This is a genomic window from Streptomyces sp. NPDC029139 (assembly GCF_055564335.1).
Window position 1 is genome coordinate 20,600 of record NZ_JBVHWN010000004.1, and the last position, 17,104, is coordinate 37,703.

Below are 17,104 nucleotides of genomic sequence, written 5' to 3' on the forward strand. Positions count from 1 at the left end.
CACGGCACCGGGGGGCGGGCGGTACGACGAAGGCCCGGATCCAGTGACTGGATCCGGGCCTTCGTTGCTACTGAGTAGCGGGGACAGGATTTGAACCTGCGACCTCTGGGTTATGAGCCCAGCGAGCTACCGAGCTGCTCCACCCCGCGTCGGTGAATATGACCTTACGGCATGGGCCGCCGATCCCCTAATCGGTTTTCCCGGCACCGGGCTCACGGCCGGCTCAGCACCCGCAGTCCTCGGCATCGACGGGGGCCGTCAGCGGGTCCGCCTCCTTCCGCGCGGGGCCTTCCCAGGTCTCGTACGGGAAGCCCTCGCGCACCCAGTACTCGAAGCCGCCGAGCATCTCCTTCACCTGGTATCCCAGCAGGGCCAGGGCGAGCGCGGCGCGCGTGGCGCCGTTGCAGCCGGGGCCCCAGCAGTACGTGACCACGGGCACGGACCTGTCGAGCAGCTGCTCGGCCTGCTCGGCGATGAGCGCGGTCGGCAGGTGGATCGCGCCGGGGACGTGGCCCTGGTCCCAGGACGCGGTGGAACGCGAGTCGAGGACCACGAAGCCGGGGTCGCCGTCGGCGGCGAGGGCGCTCGCGACATCGGAGACGTCGGCGTGGAAGGCGAGTCCGGCCGAGAAGTAGGCGGCCGCGGCGGACGGGGTGGCGGGCGGGGTACGAAGTACGGCGTTGACCTGCGCGGTTGTCGTCATGCATGAAAATCTACGGTCGAAGATCACGACGCTGAAGGGGCATTTCCCGGCGCGGGGGCCGATCGGCCGGGGATATCCGGGCGTTCGGAGGGGGCGGAACGGGATCTCACGCACCGGACGGGTGCGGCACCGGAAAGAGGCCGAGGACGCGCGCTGGTCGTGGTGCTGGAGACCCTCGGGCCGGCCGGGCGGCTGATCCGAACGTGTGAGGCGGGGGCGGCGCGCCCGGCAGTATCGTCGGCCCATGACCACGCGGGACGACGGGGCCGACGGGGAGCCGGCGGAGGAGCAGCGCCGCCACTGGCAGAAGACGTACACCGCGCATCCTGAGATGTACGGGGAGGAGCCCTCGGCCGCCGCCGTCCACGCGGCCGAGGTCTTCCGCCGGCGCGGCGCCCGCGACGTACTGGAACTCGGCGCCGGCCACGGCCGTGACACGCTCCACTTCGCCCGCCGAGGCTTCACGGTCCGGGCCACCGACTTCAGCACGGCGGGACTCGCCCGGCTGCGGGAGGCGGCGCACGCGCAGGGGGTGGCGGACCGGGTCACCACCGCCGTCCAGGACGTCCGGGAGCCGCTGGAGGCCCCGGACACGTCCGTCGACGCCGTGTTCGCCCACATGCTGATGTGCATGGCGCTGTCCACCCCGGAGATCCACACGCTGGTACGCGAGGTCCGGCGGGTCCTGCGGCCGGGCGGCGTCTTCGTCTACACGGTCCGCCACACCGGCGACGCGCATTACGGCACCGGCACCGCCCGCGGCGACGACATCCACGAGCACGGCGGCTTCGCCGTCCACTTCTTCTCGCGCTCCCTCGTCGAGGCCCTGGCCGAGGGCTGGATCCTCCATGAGATCCACGCCTTCGAGGAGGGCGAACTCCCCCGGCGCCTCTGGCGGATCACCCAGTCACGCGACGACGGCACCCAGGGCTGAGCGCCGCCGTGGTGCCCCCTCCGGGTCCGCCCGCGTCACCCCCGGGGCCTCCGCTCACACATCGCTCTCGCAGCCGACCGCCGCGATCTCCACGTGACGGGCGGCCCGGAGCAGATCGAGGGTACGGAAATAGCCCATCCTGTCGCTCTCCCAGGCGGCAGGGTTCCGTCGCTTCCCGAGCCCGCTGACGCACTCCGCCAGCAGGCGGCGCTCCTCCGGCGCCAGTCGCCCACCGGATGCGAGGCAGGCGACGACACAACGATGCAGGTCTGCGGCAACCGGGTCGCCGACGGCCTGCGGGATCCGTCGACGGTCGAGCAGGAACGACAGAGCATGCAGCGCTCCCTCCTGGGGAGCTCCCCACCACCGCATCTCCCGATACGGATTCCGCTCGACCCGACGCGGTCGGCGTGCCCCCCGCGTCTTCGCGAGCCCGCGCGCCACGTCGTACGCCCGGAGTTCCGCGTGCCAGGCGGCCCTGCTCCCCTCCAGCACACCCAACGCGCGCAGCAGGGCACCCTCGTCCCTGCTGAAGGGGCCGGCCTTCGCTTCGAGGAGGCTCAGCGTCGCGTGGAAGCCGATCGGCCGGTACAACTGCACGCAACAGCGGAGCTGCGCCACGCGGTGACCGTGAGGAAGCGTCACGTCGCGGACCTTCCGCGCCAGGTTGTTGAAGCTCACCCGGCGAGCGTAGCCAGACCCGGGACTCGCTCGGAGGCTTCTCGAGCGAAGACGAAGCGCCCCGCCCCGGTGGGACCGGGTGAGGCGCTTCGGTGGAGGTAGGCCGTGTGGGACTCGAACCCACAACCAACGGATTAAAAGTCCGCTGCTCTGCCAATTGAGCTAACGGCCCTCGGCAGGTCACCCCCGAGCATAGCCGCATAGATCCCCGGAACCGATCGGGTATCCGACACGGCCCCGTCCGAACGAAGGGCCCGTACGACACTCCTGTGTCGTACGGGCCCTTTCGCGTCAGGTCACACGGTGTCAGCCGTTGCGCTTCCAGCGCGGCTTGTCGTCGCGGCGACCGAAGGAGCCGCCCGTCGAGCCGGTGCCGCGGTGGTCGCCGCCACGGTGGTCGTCACGACGGCCGTACGGGCGGTCGCCGCCGCCGGCGCGGAAGCCGCCCGCGGGGCGGTCGTCGCGACGGTCGCGGTTGAACGGGCGGTCGCTGCCACGGTGGCCGCCGGTCGGGCGGTCGTCGCGGTTGAAGCCACCCGAGGGGCGGTCGCTGCCACGGTGGCCGCCGGTCGGGCGGTCGTCGCGGTTGAAGCCACCCGAGGGGCGGTCGTCACGGCGGAAGCCGCCGGACGGACGGTCGTTGTCCCGACGGAAGCCACCCGAGGGGCGGTCGTCGCGACGGAAGCCACCGGACGGACGGTCGTTGTCACGGCGCTCGAAGGAACGGCCACCGCGGTCGTCACGGTTGAAGCCGCCCGACGGGCGGTCGTCACGGCGGAAGCCACCGGACGGACGGTCGTTGTCCCGACGGAACCCACCCGAGGGGCGGTCGTCGCGACGGAAGCCACCGGACGGACGGTCGTTGTCACGGCGCTCGAAGGAACGGCCACCGCGGTCGTCACGGCGGTCGTCGCGGCGGAAGCCGCCACGGTCCCCACCGCGGTCGTCACGGCGGAAGCCACCACGGTCACCACCGCGGTCGCCACCACGGTCACGACGCTCGTAGTTGCCCCGCTCGTCGCGGAACGCCGGCGTGCGCTCCTCGCGACGCTCCTGGGCCACCGGCTCGGACGCCACCACGGCGGCGGCGACCTCGGCCTCGGCGGCCTCCGTCACCTCGGCGACGGCGGCCTCCGGGTCCTCGCCCCGCTCGCGCGCGGAACGGGCGACCAGACGGTCGGCCTCCTCGCGGAGCTCGACGGCGCGGCGCGTCAGACGCTCCAGCTGCTTGGTGAGGTCGGCGACCTCGCGCTCGGCCTGCTTGGCGGCGTTGTTCGCGGAGTCCGCCTGGACCTCGGTGAGCGAACGCGCACCGGTGATCTCGGCGACCTCCGGGTCGAACGCGCCCGCGCCGCCCACGATGTGACGCGAGGCGTCGACGCCCGCGTCCTCCATCAGACGGAAGATCTGGCGGCGCTGGTGCGGGAGGGCCAGGGAGACCACGACACCCGAGCGGCCGGCGCGAGCCGTACGGCCCGAGCGGTGCAGGTAGTCCTTGTGGTCACCGGCCGGGTCCACGTTCAGGACCAGGTCGATGCCGTCGACGTGGATGCCGCGGGCGGCGACGTCGGTGGCGACCAGCGCGTTGACGTAACCGTCCTTGAAGTCGGCGAGGACGCGGGTACGGGCACCCTGCGTCATGCCGCCGTGCAGCGCGTCCGCCTTCACGCCCGCCTCGACGAGCTGCTCGGCGATCCGGTCGGCGCCCAGCTGCGTCCGTACGAAGATGATCGTGCGGCCCTTGCGGGCGGCGATCGCGGCCGTGACCGGCGCCTTGTCCTTCGGCTTCACGACGAGGACGTGGTGGGTCATGGTCGTGACGTTGCCCTGCGCGCTGTCGACCTCGTGCGTGACGGGGTTGTTCAGGTAGCGCTTGACCAGCGTGCCGATCTCGTTCTCCATGGTCGCGGAGAAGAGCATGCGCTGTCCGCCGACCGGGATCTGGTCGAACAGCTCGGTGACCTCGGGCAGGAAGCCCAGGTCGGACATCTGGTCGGCCTCGTCGAGGACCGCGACCTGGACGTTCTCCAGGGAGCAGGCGCCGCGGTTGATGATGTCGCGCAGACGGCCCGGGGTGGCGACGAGGATGTCGACGCCGCGCTCGAGGGCGTAGATCTGGTTGCCCATGGACGTACCGCCGCAGACGACCTTGATCTTCAGGCCGAGCACGTCGCCGTACGGCTGGAGGGCGTCCGCGACCTGCATCGCGAGCTCACGGGTCGGGGTGAGGATGACCGCGCGGGGCTTCTTCTTCTCGGTGTGGCCGCCGGCGAGCTGCGCCAGGGTCGGCAGACCGAAGGAGAGGGTCTTGCCGGAGCCGGTACGGCCGCGGCCGAGGATGTCCTTGCCGGCCAGGGCGTCCGGGATGGTCGCCGCCTGGATCGGGAAGGGGGTGGTCACGCCGTTCTGCGCGAGCTTGCGCACGACGCCCTCGGGCAGGCCCAGGTCGGCGAAGGTGATGGTGGGCTCGGAGGACTCGGCCTCGGTGGCCTGAGCGGCCTCGGTCACGTCGGAAGCCTCGGTGGCGACGGTCTCGGTGGCCTCTACGGCCTCGACGATCTCGTCGTTCTCGGGCATGACGGCGTGGTCAGAACTGAAAATGGACATGCGAAATGCGAAACCTTCCGGAGTCTCGGCACGCGCCCGTCAACTCCGTGAAATTCGCAAATCGACCGCCTCAATGCGGTCCAGCCACGGCTAGGGAGAGTACGCGCCACGCGGCGCTCTTCTGTGTCGGCGCCGGGCAATGGGATCAAACGATCTACCACCATACGCACCCTCCCCCACCTATGGCAAACCGGGGTCCCTCACGCAGGCCCCACCTGCGGTGATGCCTCCGGCTCCGCCTGCCCGCCCGGCCGGTCCGCCGCCTTCATGGCACCCATATGGGTGTCCGCTCCCGGCGTCGAGGTCGGCGGGTCGGTCGGCTTGTCCGTGGGCTCGGCGGTGGGCTCCGGGGTCGGGGTCGGCTCCGGGGTCGGCGTGGGCGTCGGCTCCGGCGGATCCACCGGCGGGGTGACCTCCCCGCCCGGCGCACTGGGACCACCCGCCCCGCCCGCCCCACCGGGCTCCTGGTCGGGCTTGGGACGGCTCCCCGGGCCCGGGGGCGCGTCCGCCGGAGGCTTCCCGGAGGGCGACGCGGACCCGCTCGGCACCGGCGAGGCCGAGCCGGCGGCGTCCGCGTCCGGCCCGCCCCTCCCGGCCGAGCCCCCGGCGCTCCCGCCGTGCCGGCCCGACGCCCCGACCCCACCGTCCGACTCGGCCGCCACGCCCCGCTTCCCCGCGGACTTGCTGGGCGCCGGCTTCGCACCCTCGTCACTCACACTCATACAGCCGCTCAGGCCGGCACAGGCGGCGACCGCGAGCGCGGCGGCGGCAGCGGCTCTCACACGGGTGGGCAAAGGGCGCACGGAGGGCACCTCCAGGACACAAGGGGCGGGGAAGCCGGGAAGGGAAAGCGTTTCGCTGCCCAACTCCCTTTGCCCCACGAGGGACACGCCCACGGCCGGCCCGAGCCCGCCGGCCCGCCCGGTCCTCGCGCCGGACCGCCCGGTCTTCCCGGCCCCCTCACGCTCTCGCGCCCTCCCGTCGCGCCCGGCGACCGCCCCCCGTCCGTCAGCCCCCCGTCCGTCAGCCGTCAGCCGTAACCCAGCGCGTGCAGCCGTTCGTCGTCGATGCCGAAGTGGTGCGCGATCTCGTGCACGACGGTGATCTCCGTCTCGGCGACCACGTCCTCGCGCGACTCGCACATCCGCAGGGTCGGCCCCCGGTAGATCGTGATCCGGTCCGGCAGCACCCCCGCGTACCACTCGCCCCGGTCGGTCAGCGGAGTCCCTTCGTACAACCCGAGCAGCTCGGGGTCGTCCGGCGGCGGCTCGTCCTCGACGAACACCGCGACGTTGTCCATCAGCCGCGTCAGCTCCGGCGGGATCCGGTCCAGGGCCTCGGCGACAAGCTCCTCGAACTCCTCGCGCGTCATCTCCAGCACCCGGCCATTGTCCCCCCAGGTGAAACCGTTTTGGCGATAGCGGCCGCCATCCCATATGCTTCTCACGTCCCCGACGCGCTGAGAAGCGCGCAGGTGAGCCTCTAGCCCTCATCGTCTAGTGGCCCAGGACGCCGCCCTTTCAAGGCGGTAGCACGGGTTCGAATCCCGTTGGGGGCACGCAACATCTGTGCGAGACTAGTGTTCGCACATCGCAAGGTCCTGTGGAGCAGTTGGTTAGCTCGCCACCCTGTCAAGGTGGAGGTCGCGGGTTCAAGTCCCGTCAGGATCGCTGAGGTCAGAAATGATCTCGTGGCTGGGTAGCTCAGTTGGTACGAGCGATCGCCTGAAAAGCGATAGGTCGCCGGTTCGACCCCGGCCCCAGCCACAGAGAAAAGGCCCCGTCCCTCGGACGGGGCCTTTTTCGTTCCGTACGGAAAAGCCCCTGGGACCCCCGCGCTCAAGCGGCGTGGGGCACCCGGTCGGCGGAACCGGGCGCCCTCGCCGCCCTCAGGCCGTACGGCGGCGGCCCCGCCACCCCCGTACCGCGAGCACCACCGACACCACGGCGACCACCACCACCAGCAGCGCCCAGTCGGGCACCGACCGGCTCACCGAGGCCACCCGCTCCTCCACCGCGAACGAACCGTCCACCGACAGGAGCCCGGGCAGGGCCGTCGTGCCGTCGAAGACCAGGAAGAGCGTTCCCAGCAGGACGAAGAAGAGCCCGGACAGCAGCGAGGTCGTGTGCAGCTCGAAGCGGCCGGCCCGGAGCGTCCGGCCACGCAGCCAGCGGCGCCGGCCCAGCTCGTACCGCTCCCAGAGCAGCGCCAGCAGGAAGAGCGGCACCGCCATCCCCAGCGCGTACACCGCGAGGAGCAGCCCGCCGTACGCCGGACTTCCGCTCAGCGCCGCCACCGTCAGGACGCTGCCGAGGATCGGGCCCGCGCAGAAGCCGGCGAGGCCGTAGACGAGACCGAGGGCGAACACGGAGACCGCCGTCGTCGGGCGGATCCGGCCGCTGACCTCGGCGATACGGCGGGAGGCGAAGCCCATCCCGAGGATCTGGAGCACCCCGAGCACGATGATCACCCAGCCGCCGAGGGTCACGAGCAGATCCCGGTGCCCGTAGAACAACCGCCCGGCGTACGACCCGGCCGCGCCGAGCGGGACGAGGGTGGTGGCCAGACCGGCGTAGAAGATTCCGGTACGGGCCAGGAGCCGGCTCGTCGAGTCGATCGAGTACGCGAAGAAGGCCGGAAGGAGCAGGGCGCTGCACGGGCTGAGCAGGGCGAGGAGGCCGCCGAGAAGGGCCGCCAGATAGCCGATGTCGGAGGTCATCGGCCGTCCTTCCCCGACCCGGCCGCCCCGGACGACCCGGCTCCGGACGCCTTCGCCGCCTTCGCCGCCGCCTCGATCGCCTCCGTGAAGGTCTCCATCGGCTGCGCGCCGGCGATCGGCCGGCCGTTGACCAGGAAGGACGGCGTCGAGGTCGCCCCCAGCGAGTACCCCTGCTCCTGGTCCTTGCTCACCGCCGCCCGGGCCGCCGCGCCCTCCGTGTCCTTCGCGAACCGCCCGAGGTCGGGAACGCCCGCCTCCTCGGCGAGCGCGGTCAGACGCTCCTTGCCGAAGCCCTCGTCCTTCGCGCCCTCGGCGTACGCCGCCTTGTGGAACTCCCAGAAGCGGCCCTGCTGCCCCGCCGCCCACGACGCCCTGGCCACGGCCTCCGACTCCTCCCCGAAGATCGGGAAGTTCCGCCACTCGATGCGCAGGGTGCCGTCACGGACGTACTTCTCCACCAGTTCGGGCTCGGTGTCGCGGGCGAACTTCCCGCAGTAACCGCACTTGAAGTCGGCGTACTCGATCAGCACGACGGGCGCGTCGGCCCGCCCCAGGGCGAGCTTGTCCGAGGGGTCACGGCGGGCGTACGCCTCCAGCTCGGGGTAGACACCGGCGGACGGGTCGGCGGAGACCTCCGCGACGGACGACGCGCCGGAGGATCCGGACGCGGGCTTGGTCGCGGTGTACGAGACGACTCCGAGCAGCGCGGCGGCGAGGGCCACCCCGGAGACGATCATGATCGGCTTGGACTTGGACATGCGGAAACGCTCCTGGACGTGGAGGAAGAGGGGTCGGACGGCGACGGCGCTCGGCCCGCTACACGCGCAGGATCGACAGCTCGACAGGGGACGGCGGTACGAGCTCCGGCGGCTCCGGGCCGGGCGCCGGGTCCGTCACGCCGGCGTCCGCGCACCCGTCCCCACCGGCGGCTCGCTCGCCCGCCAGGGCCGGCAGCAGCGCAGCGAAACCGTTCGGCCGGGGCGGTACGACGGGGCCCGCCGCTCCCTCGTCCCCGGGGTGCCCCTGACCGCAGCCCGGCGCCGCGCCGGCCACGACGAGGGGGGACGACGCCGCCGTCGCCGGGCTCGCGCCGCACGCCAGGAACCCGAGCACCACACCCGCCAGCGCGGCGAGCACCGCGAGGGCGCGGACGGTGCGGGACATGGGCGGACACCTCTCGGCTCGACGTGCCCGAAATATTACGGGTCGCACCTCAGGGAAATCGGTTCGCCCGTTCTCGGCCCGGGGTGCGATCCTGGATTCCGTATGTCTACTTCCTTCGCCGCCCTCCAGTCCGTCCTGGCCGAGGTCTCGCTGCGGGACGCCCACCGGCTCGGCCGCCGCCTCGAGGGCGCCCGCCGCATCCGCAAGCCCGAGGCCCGTGAGGCCGTCCTGGACGAGATCGCCGCCGAGGCCGGCAAGGCCAAGGAGCGCGTCGACGGGCGCGCCGCACGCGTGCCCGCGATCACGTACCCCGAGCAGCTGCCCGTCTCGCAGAAGAAGGACGTGATCCTGGAGGCGATACGTGACCACCAGGTCGTGATCGTCGCCGGTGAGACGGGCTCCGGAAAGACCACGCAGATCCCCAAGATCTGTCTGGAGCTCGGCCGGGGCGTCCGGGGCATGATCGGCCACACGCAGCCGCGCCGGATCGCCGCCCGCACGGTCGCCGAGCGGGTCGCCGACGAGCTGAAGACCCCGCTGGGCGAGGCGGTCGGCTGGAAGGTCCGCTTCACCGACCAGGTGAACCCGGACGCGACCTTCGTGAAGCTGATGACGGACGGCATCCTGCTGGCCGAGATCCAGACGGACCGCGAGCTGCGGGCCTACGACACGATCATCATCGACGAGGCCCACGAGCGGTCCCTCAACATCGACTTCCTGCTCGGGTATCTGGCCCAGCTGCTGCCCAAGCGCCCCGACCTCAAGGTCGTGATCACCTCCGCGACCATCGACCCCGAGCGCTTCTCCCGCCACTTCGGCGACGCGCCGATCGTCGAGGTCTCCGGCCGGACGTACCCGGTCGAGGTCCGCTACCGTCCCCTCCTCGAAGAGGACAGCGAAGAGTCCGACCGGGACCAGATCACCGCGATCTGCGACGCCGTCGACGAGCTCCAGTCCGAGGGACCGGGCGACATCCTCGTCTTCCTCTCCGGCGAGCGCGAGATCCGCGACACCGCCGACGCGCTGATCAAGAAGCAGCTCCGCAACACCGAGGTCCTGCCCCTCTACGCGCGCCTGAGCCATGCCGAGCAGCACCGCGTCTTCCAGGCGCACAGCGGCCGCCGGATCGTCCTCGCCACGAACGTGGCCGAGACCTCCCTGACCGTCCCCGGCATCAAGTACGTGATCGATCCGGGCACCGCCCGCATCTCGCGCTACTCCCACCGCACCAAGGTCCAGCGGCTGCCGATCGAGCCGGTCAGCCAGGCCAGCGCCAACCAGCGCAAGGGCCGCTGCGGCCGTACGTCCGACGGCATCTGCATCCGGCTCTACTCCGAGGACGACTTCCTCACGCGACCGGAGTTCACGGACGCCGAGATCCTCCGTACGAACCTGGCCTCCGTCATCCTGCAGATGACCGCGGCCGGCCTGGGCGAGATCGAGAAGTTCCCCTTCATCGACCCGCCGGACCACCGCAACATCCGCGACGGCGTGCAGCTCCTCCAGGAGCTCGGCGCGATCGAGCCGAGTGCGAAGGCCCCCCAGGACGGGAAGAAGGGTCAGCAGCTCACCCCGCTGGGCCGCAAGCTCTCCCAGCTGCCCGTCGACCCCCGCCTGGCCCGCATGGTCCTGGAGGCCGACAAGAACGGCTGTGTCCGCGAGGTCATGGTGATCGCGGCCGCGCTCTCCATCCAGGACCCGCGCGAGCGCCCCGCCGAGAAGCAGGCCCAGGCCGACCAGCAGCACGCCCGCTTCAAGGACGAGACCAGCGACTTCCTCGCGTACCTCAATCTCTGGCGGTACATCCGTGAGCAGCAGAAGGAGCGCGGTTCCAGCTCCTTCCGCCGGATGTGCAAGCAGGAGTACCTCAACTTCCTGCGGATCCGCGAGTGGCAGGACATCTACGCGCAGCTGCGCACGGTCGCCAAGCAGATGGGCATCCACCTCAACGAGGAGGACGCGCCCGAGCAGTCCGTGCACACCTCGCTCCTCGCCGGACTCCTCAGCCACATCGGCATGAAGGACGTGAAGGAGGGCGCGAAGAACGAGTACCTGGGCGCCCGCAGCGCGAAGTTCGCGATCTTCCCCGGCTCCGCGCTCTTCAAGAAGCCCCCGCGCTTCATCATGTCCGCCGAGCTGGTGGAGACCTCGCGCCTGTGGGCCCGGGTCAACGCGAAGATCGAGCCAGAGTGGATCGAGCCGCTCGCGCAGCACCTGATCAAGAAGACGTACAGCGAGCCGCACTGGGAGAAGGACCAGGCGGCGGTCATGGCGATCGAGAAGGTGACGCTGTACGGCGTCCCGATCGTGACCGACCGCAAGGTGAACTACGGCCGGATCGACCCCGAGGCCTCGCGCGACCTGTTCATCCGCAACGCGCTCGTCGAGGGCGACTGGCGCACGCACCACAAGTTCTTCGCCGACAACCGCAAACTCCTCACCGAGGTAGAGGAGCTGGAGCACCGCGCCCGGCGCCGGGACATCCTCGTCGACGACGAGACGCTCTTCGACTTCTACGACAAGCGGGTGCCCGAACACGTCGTCTCGGGCGCCCACTTCGACTCCTGGTGGAAGCACAAGCGCCGTGAGGAACCGGAGTTCCTCGATTTCGAGCGCGAGATGCTCATCAACGAGAAGGCCGCCGGGGTCACGAAGGACGACTATCCGGACTCCTGGCGGCAGGGGCCGCTGAAGTTCCGGGTGACGTACCAGTTCGAGCCGGGCGCGGACGCCGACGGCGTGACCGTCCACATCCCGCTCCAGGTCCTCAACCAGGTCACGGACGAGGGCTTCGACTGGCAGATCCCGGGCCTGCGGGAGGAGGTCGTCACGGAGTTGATCCGGTCGCTGCCCAAGCCGATCCGCCGCAACTACGTGCCCGCCCCCAACTTCGCGACCCGCTTCCTGGATTCGGCCGTTCCCCGGCAGGAGCCGCTGCCGGTCACGCTCGCGCGTGAGCTGCACCGGATGGGCGGGGTCCCGGTCTCCCCGGACGACTTCGACCTCTCCCGCATCCCCGAGCACCTGAAGATCACCTTCCGGATCGTCGACGAGCGGCGCCGCAAGCTCGCCGAGGACAAGGACCTGGAGGCGCTGAAGCTCTCGCTGCGCCCCAAGGCCCGCCAGGCCCTCTCCAAGGCCGCCGCGGCGGCCACGACGGGCCCGGACGGCTCCGGGCAGTCGCTGGAGCGCACAGGGCTCACGGAGTGGACGATCGGCACGCTGACGAAGGTCTTCGAGACCCGGCGGGCCGGCCAGCCGGTCAAGGCGTACCCGGCGCTCGTCGACGAGGGCGACAGCGTGGCCGTACGCCTCTTCGACACGGAGGCCGAGCAGGCGCAGGCGATGTGGCGGGGAACGCGGAAGCTGATCCTGCTGAACATCCCGGTGAACCCGGCGAAGTTCGCCTCGGACAAGCTGACCAACCAGCAGAAGCTGGCCCTGTCCCGTAATCCGCACGGCTCGATCCAGGCGCTCTTCGACGACTGCGCGACCGCGGCGGCGGACAAGCTGATCGCCGATCACGGCGGTCCGGCCTGGGACGAGGAGTCGTTCCGGAAGCTGTACGACAAGGTCCGCGCGGACCTCGTCGACACGACCGTACGGACCGTGGGCCAGGTCCAGCAGATCCTGGCGGCCTGGCAGGCGTGTGAGCGGCGCCTGAAGGCCACCAACAGCCTGGCCCTGATCAACAATCTGGCGGACGTCCGCGCGCAGCTGGCGTGGCTGGTGCCGGCCGGCTTCGTCACGAAGACCGGGCTGCGGCGCCTGCCCGACCTGATGCGCTACCTGGTGGCGGTGGACCGGCGGCTGCAGCAGATGCCGACGGGTGTCCAGCGGGACACCACGCGCATGGAGAAGGTCCACGAGATGCAGGACGAGTACGCCTGGCTGCTCGAACAGCTCCCCAAGGGCCACCCGGTGCCGACGGAGGTCACCGAGATCCGCTGGATGATCGAGGAGCTCCGGGTCAGCTATTTCGCGCACGCTCTGGGCACGGCGTACCCCGTCTCGGACAAGCGGATCGTGAAGGCGATCGACGCCGCGGCGCCGTAGCGGGGACCTCCCGCGGGGCGTCGCCTTGCGCCGGTTCGACCTGACCCTCTGACCTGCTGTACAGTCTTCTTTGCAGCCCCACGCAGGGCTGCGAGCATGGTCCTGTGGAGCAGTTGGTTAGCTCGCCACCCTGTCAAGGTGGAGGTCGCGGGTTCAAGTCCCGTCAGGATCGCTCTCAGAAGGCCCGCACCGATCGGTGCGGGCCTTCTTCGTTGCGTTCCCGTGTATTGACGCCGCCCGCCGGCCCCAGGTACCCAGGCATCAGGGGACCCGGGGGCCCACAGGAGGTGGTCGCGCATGGCCGCGGCATCCGCAGCACGTGAGTCGAGACACGAGATACGCGCCCTGCTGCGCGCCCATCTGGCGGCCGCGAGCCGCTACGGGCACCTCACCCGGCGCTGTTCCGTCTGTCACCGCCTCCTGGCGCTCGCCATCGAGCTGGAGCGCCTGGAGGACGAAAGGCCCAGCGACCCGTGACCAACGGCGGGTTGGGGTCCGTCCCAGGAGTGGCAGGCTGGTCCTTGGCAAGAGATGGCCAGTGTGACGGGAGTCACCGAACGGGTTTTTCAGAGTGGCGTACTTAACCCCTCCCTACATGCTCCCCATTTAATATGTGCAATTGCACCGCCCTGCGGGGCGGGCGGCCGGACACAAAAAAGATCGCGCTGGACCCGGCGGAGTCCAGCGCGATCGATGACGAAGAGCCTGTTGGGGCAGGCGCCCGTCGGCAGAGCTTGGGGTGGGCGATCCAGGTTGGGGGACCCGGAAATGCCCGGTGGAGCGGGGTGTTGCGCGTACCTCAGGCCTCGCTGCGCTGCTGCGGAATGCCCGCCAGCAGTGCGCGGACCTCAGCCTCGCGGTACCGGCGGTGTCCACCCAGCGTGCGGATGGACGTGAGCTTTCCTGCCTTCGCCCAACGGGTCACCGTCTTCGGGTCCACACGGAACATCGTGGCAACCTCGGCGGGGGTCAGCAGCGGCTCGGCATCAGGGGTGCGAGCGGTCATGAGCGGCCTCCTCGGGAGAACCGAACCTTCTCGGTTCTTTCCTCTAAATTCTGCACCTTGACCCGCGTTGCCCGAAATGGCGGACGCGAGCCGAGTCGGTTATAGGACGAACGGCTTGTCCTCGGCACTACAACTACACCATCCGTCCAGCCACGTCGGCCAAACCGATGGAATTGCCCTCGCAGGTGTTCATCAGCGGCGGAAGTCGATGGACCATGCCATAACGGACAGTCACGCCACTGTGACGATCAGTCACAGAGCGATCAGGAGTCCTCAGACCCCCCATAGAGTGCAATGCTGAGCGTTCCGCCCATAGATGGACGGAAGGAACCCTCCCCGGACTCCTTGTCCTATTTTGGCACGAGGATGGGTGATGGACGCAAGAGCGCGGTAAGTGCTGTCCGTCACGCTTGAGCCAAAGGCCCGGATCGGGACCTACGTCCCCCCGCGGACTCACCGACGTCCCCCCAAGGACCCGCCGAGCCTCGCGGCGCTCGATGATCATTTTCATCGGCGGGGGGCGTCCTGTCGATGATCAATTGGCGAACTGCAGGTTCCGGATCTCCCGCCACCGCTCCGCGAGCCGGCCGTACGCCTCGCTCGCACCCTCCCCGTCGCCGTCCCGCAGCGCCGCGATCCCCTCGGCCACGTCCGCCGCCGACCGGTCCCCGGCAAGCCGCTCCGGCGACAGCGCGTGCACCAGACCCCCGTAGTCCAGCTCCACCAGCGCCCTCGGATGGAACTCCTCCAGCCACCGGCCCACCTCGACCAGACCCTCGGTCAGCGGTCCCTCGTCGATCGACTCCCGCAGCGCCCGCAGTGCCCGGGCCAGCCGCCGGCGCGCCTGCACCATCGGCGTCCGGTACCGGAACACCGGCGGAGCCCCCTCGCCCCCGGGGACGTACTCCCTCTCCTCGTCCGCGAAGAGGGTGAACCAGCGCACCGGCACCTGCCAGACCGCCGACCGGATCCACGGGCGCGCGTCCGGGTTCCGCTCCCGCCAGCGCTCGTGGTCCGCCGCCACCTGGGCCCGCACCACCGGCGGCAGCATCACGTCGAGCACGGGACCCGGCAGCGCCCGCTCCGGCCAGGTCTCCCCAGCCCGCCCCAGCTCCTCCAGGGCCAGCCAGCCCCGCAGGCGGGTCCGCCACGGGCAGACCACGACCACCCCGTCCAGGCGGGCCACGAAGGCGTCGCCGCTCTCGTGGACCGGCACCGGGACCGGCGGCGTCGGCAGCAGGTCCGCCAGCGAGCGGCGCAGCTCGTCCTGGGCGCTCGGGATGTCCTTCCGGCGCGCGTACCGCTCCCAGTGCCCCCGTTCCGGCTCGGGGAAGGCCCCCAGCGGCTCGTAGACCCGCAGATAGGAGGCGTACGGGACGAGGACCGAAGAGGCGACCGACATGTCGCAAATCCTTCCACGCGCGTACTCCGGGAGGGGGTGATCCTGCGCACTGCTGCGGATCTACGCACGCGTAGGACTTACTCTCTTGCCGAACCGGTCCCGCCACCACCCGCAGGGGGGACCGGTATAACCGCCGCTTCGTACTTGGGAGTCACCACCGTGACCGATGTGACCGGCGTTCCTGTCGTTCCTGCTGACGTGCTACACACCCTGTTCCACTCGGAGCAGGGTGGCCACGAGCAAGTCGTGCTGTGCCAGGACCGTGCCTCCGGCCTCAAGGCCGTCATCGCCCTCCACTCCACCGCCCTGGGCCCCGCCCTCGGCGGCACCCGGTTCTACCCGTACGCCTCCGAGGCCGAGGCCGTCGCCGACGCGCTGAACCTCTCCCGGGGCATGTCGTACAAGAACGCCATGGCCGGCCTCGACCACGGCGGCGGCAAGGCCGTGATCATCGGCGACCCCGACAAGATCAAGACGGAGGAACTGCTGCTCGCCTACGGGCGCATGGTGGCCTCCCTCGGCGGCCGCTACGTCACGGCCTGCGACGTCGGCACGTACGTCGCCGACATGGACGTCGTGGCCCGCACCAACCGGTGGACCACCGGCCGCTCCCCGGAGAACGGCGGCGCCGGCGACTCGTCGGTCCTCACCGCCTTCGGCGTCTTCCAGGGCATGCGCGCCTCCGCGCAGACCCTCTGGGGCGACCCCACGCTGCGCGACCGCAAGGTCGGTGTCGCGGGTGTCGGCAAGGTCGGCCACTACCTCGTCGAGCACCTCCTGTCGGACGGCGCGCAGGTGTACATCACCGATGTGCGCGAGGAGTCGGTGCGGCGGATCACGGACCGGTTCCCGCAGGTCACGGTCGTCGCCGACACCGACGCCCTGATCCGCGTGGAGGGCCTGGACATCTACGCCCCGTGCGCGCTCGGCGGCGCCCTCGACGACGACACCGTGCCGGCCCTCACCGCGAAGATCGTCTGCGGCGCGGCCAACAACCAGCTCGCGCACCCCGGTGTGGAGAAGGACCTCGCGGACCGCGGGATCCTCTACGCGCCCGACTACGTGGTCAACGCCGGCGGCGTGATCCAGGTCGCCGACGAGCTGCACGGCTTCGACTTCGACCGGTGCAAGGCGAAGGCCACGAAGATCTTCGACACGACGCTCGAGATCTTCGCTCGTGCGAAGTCGGACGGCATCCCGCCGGCGGCCGCCGCCGACCGGATCGCCGAGCAGCGGATGGCCGAGGCGCGCCGAGGCTGATTCCCGCGGGGCCGGCCCGCCGGGCGCTCCCCTGGGGTGGACTTTGTAGGTTCACCCCAATCGAGAGATGACTCACCCCGGTCGGCGGGTCGGCCCTCAAGAAGAGGTTAAAATCGCGATTGACCAGCGAGGACGGGGCTCCTCTATGGTTCTGTACCGGGGCATGTGATGCGTGCGGCGTACCGTATGGCCACGGAAGCAGGTACCGTTGAAGCCCTACGGACCGGTCTCTCCACCGAGAGCCCGTTCCGAACCATGAACGCGTGTCAAGACTCTGGGGCCGTCGAGCCCCGTCACCGAGGGGGTCGAGCCATGGGGCGCGGCCGGGCAAAGGCCAAGCAGACGAAGGTCGCCCGCCAGCTGAAGTACAGCAGCGGCGGGACTGACCTGTCGCGTCTGGCCAGCGAGCTGGGCGCTTCGACTTCGAGTCAGCCGCCGAATGGCGAGCCGTTCGAGGACGACGACGAGGAAGACGACCCGTACGCGCAGTACGCGGATCTCTACAACACGGACGACGAGGACGAGGACGACGAGTCCGGTCCTGGCGCGTCGTCCCGGCGTCGCGCTTGACC

General features: G+C 70.6%; 14 protein-coding genes and 6 tRNA genes. 9 read left to right on the forward strand and 11 right to left on the reverse strand.

What is annotated here, in order from left to right; genetic code table 11:
- Positions 1–75 precede the first annotated feature (75 nt).
- Positions 76–149 (reverse strand) — tRNA-Met (locus tag ACZ4VW_RS11065).
- Positions 150–223: 74 nt separating this feature from the next.
- Positions 224–703 carry a rhodanese-like domain-containing protein gene (locus ACZ4VW_RS11070; protein WP_467960867.1) on the reverse strand — a complete coding sequence of 160 codons (480 nt, stop codon included), beginning with the start codon at positions 701–703 and terminating at the stop codon, positions 224–226.
- Positions 704–947: 244 nt separating this feature from the next.
- Here ACZ4VW_RS11070 and ACZ4VW_RS11075 point away from each other — a divergent pair, with 244 nt between their 5' ends.
- Positions 948–1,637 carry a class I SAM-dependent methyltransferase gene (locus ACZ4VW_RS11075; protein WP_467960869.1) on the forward strand — a complete coding sequence of 230 codons (690 nt, stop codon included), beginning with the start codon at positions 948–950 and terminating at the stop codon, positions 1,635–1,637.
- A gap of 54 nt (positions 1,638–1,691) precedes the next feature.
- Here the strand turns inward: ACZ4VW_RS11075 and ACZ4VW_RS11080 are convergent, their stop codons facing one another.
- The 4 genes from ACZ4VW_RS11080 to ACZ4VW_RS11095 form a co-directional block, all read right to left on the reverse strand.
- Positions 1,692–2,318, reverse strand: a complete 627-nt coding sequence (locus ACZ4VW_RS11080; RefSeq protein ID WP_467960871.1) for a hypothetical protein — start codon at positions 2,316–2,318, stop codon at positions 1,692–1,694.
- Positions 2,319–2,417: 99 nt separating this feature from the next.
- A tRNA-Lys gene (locus ACZ4VW_RS11085) sits at positions 2,418–2,490 on the reverse strand.
- A gap of 134 nt (positions 2,491–2,624) precedes the next feature.
- A complete protein-coding gene (locus ACZ4VW_RS11090; protein ID WP_467960873.1) occupies positions 2,625–4,925 on the reverse strand; it encodes a DEAD/DEAH box helicase in 2,301 nt (766 codons plus the stop codon).
- A gap of 1,030 nt (positions 4,926–5,955) precedes the next feature.
- Positions 5,956–6,306, reverse strand: a complete 351-nt coding sequence (locus ACZ4VW_RS11095) for a metallopeptidase family protein (RefSeq protein ID WP_467960875.1) — start codon at positions 6,304–6,306, stop codon at positions 5,956–5,958.
- 104 nt (positions 6,307–6,410) lie between these two features.
- Here ACZ4VW_RS11095 and ACZ4VW_RS11100 point away from each other — a divergent pair.
- The 3 genes from ACZ4VW_RS11100 to ACZ4VW_RS11110 all read left to right on the forward strand — a co-directional run bounded on the left by ACZ4VW_RS11100 (position 6,411) and on the right by ACZ4VW_RS11110 (position 6,691).
- Positions 6,411–6,483, forward strand: a tRNA-Glu gene (locus ACZ4VW_RS11100).
- Between the two features lie 38 nt (positions 6,484–6,521).
- A tRNA-Asp gene (locus ACZ4VW_RS11105) sits at positions 6,522–6,595 on the forward strand.
- 22 nt (positions 6,596–6,617) lie between these two features.
- Positions 6,618–6,691, forward strand: a tRNA-Phe gene (locus ACZ4VW_RS11110).
- Between the two features lie 122 nt (positions 6,692–6,813).
- On the opposite strand, the gene ACZ4VW_RS11115 is transcribed toward ACZ4VW_RS11110, so the two are convergent.
- Genes ACZ4VW_RS11115 through ACZ4VW_RS11125 form a run of 3 tightly spaced genes read right to left on the reverse strand, consistent with a single transcriptional unit; the run spans position 6,814 to position 8,808 of the window.
- Positions 6,814–7,644, reverse strand: a complete 831-nt coding sequence (locus ACZ4VW_RS11115; protein ID WP_467960877.1) for a cytochrome c biogenesis CcdA family protein — start codon at positions 7,642–7,644, stop codon at positions 6,814–6,816.
- Positions 7,641–8,402: a DsbA family protein gene (locus tag ACZ4VW_RS11120; RefSeq protein WP_467960879.1), complete on the reverse strand. Its 762-nt coding sequence runs from the start codon at positions 8,400–8,402 to the stop codon at positions 7,641–7,643. Before ACZ4VW_RS11120 ends, ACZ4VW_RS11115 begins: the two co-directional genes overlap by 4 nt.
- 58 nt (positions 8,403–8,460) lie before the next feature.
- Positions 8,461–8,808, reverse strand: coding sequence for a hypothetical protein (locus tag ACZ4VW_RS11125; RefSeq protein WP_467960881.1), 348 nt, complete (start codon positions 8,806–8,808; stop codon positions 8,461–8,463).
- Positions 8,809–8,910: 102 nt separating this feature from the next.
- On the opposite strand from ACZ4VW_RS11125, the gene hrpA reads away from it, so the two are divergent.
- From hrpA to ACZ4VW_RS11140, 3 genes are all read left to right on the forward strand, one after another.
- Entirely contained in the window at positions 8,911–12,864 is a 3,954-nt protein-coding gene (gene hrpA, locus ACZ4VW_RS11130) for an ATP-dependent RNA helicase HrpA (RefSeq protein WP_467960883.1), read from the forward strand.
- Positions 12,865–12,962: 98 nt separating this feature from the next.
- Positions 12,963–13,036, forward strand: a tRNA-Asp gene (locus ACZ4VW_RS11135).
- Positions 13,037–13,161: 125 nt separating this feature from the next.
- A complete protein-coding gene (locus tag ACZ4VW_RS11140) occupies positions 13,162–13,341 on the forward strand; it encodes a DUF6274 family protein (RefSeq protein ID WP_467960885.1) in 180 nt (59 codons plus the stop codon).
- A gap of 322 nt (positions 13,342–13,663) precedes the next feature.
- Here ACZ4VW_RS11140 and bldC read toward each other — a convergent pair whose 3' ends face one another.
- Entirely contained in the window at positions 13,664–13,870 is a 207-nt protein-coding gene (bldC, locus tag ACZ4VW_RS11145) for a developmental transcriptional regulator BldC (RefSeq protein ID WP_003949541.1), read from the reverse strand.
- Positions 13,871–14,405: 535 nt separating this feature from the next.
- Positions 14,406–15,272 (reverse strand): DUF8083 family protein, encoded by an 867-nt coding sequence (locus ACZ4VW_RS11150; RefSeq protein WP_467960887.1) that lies wholly within the window; start codon positions 15,270–15,272, stop codon positions 14,406–14,408.
- Positions 15,273–15,431: 159 nt separating this feature from the next.
- Between ACZ4VW_RS11150 and ACZ4VW_RS11155 the strand changes: the two genes are divergently transcribed.
- The gene (locus ACZ4VW_RS11155; protein ID WP_467960888.1) at positions 15,432–16,532 is read left to right on the forward strand and encodes a Leu/Phe/Val dehydrogenase; all 1,101 of its coding nucleotides are present in this window, start codon (positions 15,432–15,434) and stop codon (positions 16,530–16,532) included.
- A 312-nt stretch (positions 16,533–16,844) separates the two neighbouring features.
- Entirely contained in the window at positions 16,845–17,102 is a 258-nt protein-coding gene (locus ACZ4VW_RS11160; protein WP_391139734.1) for a DUF3073 domain-containing protein, read from the forward strand.
- The last annotated feature ends 2 nt before the right edge of the window (positions 17,103–17,104 follow it).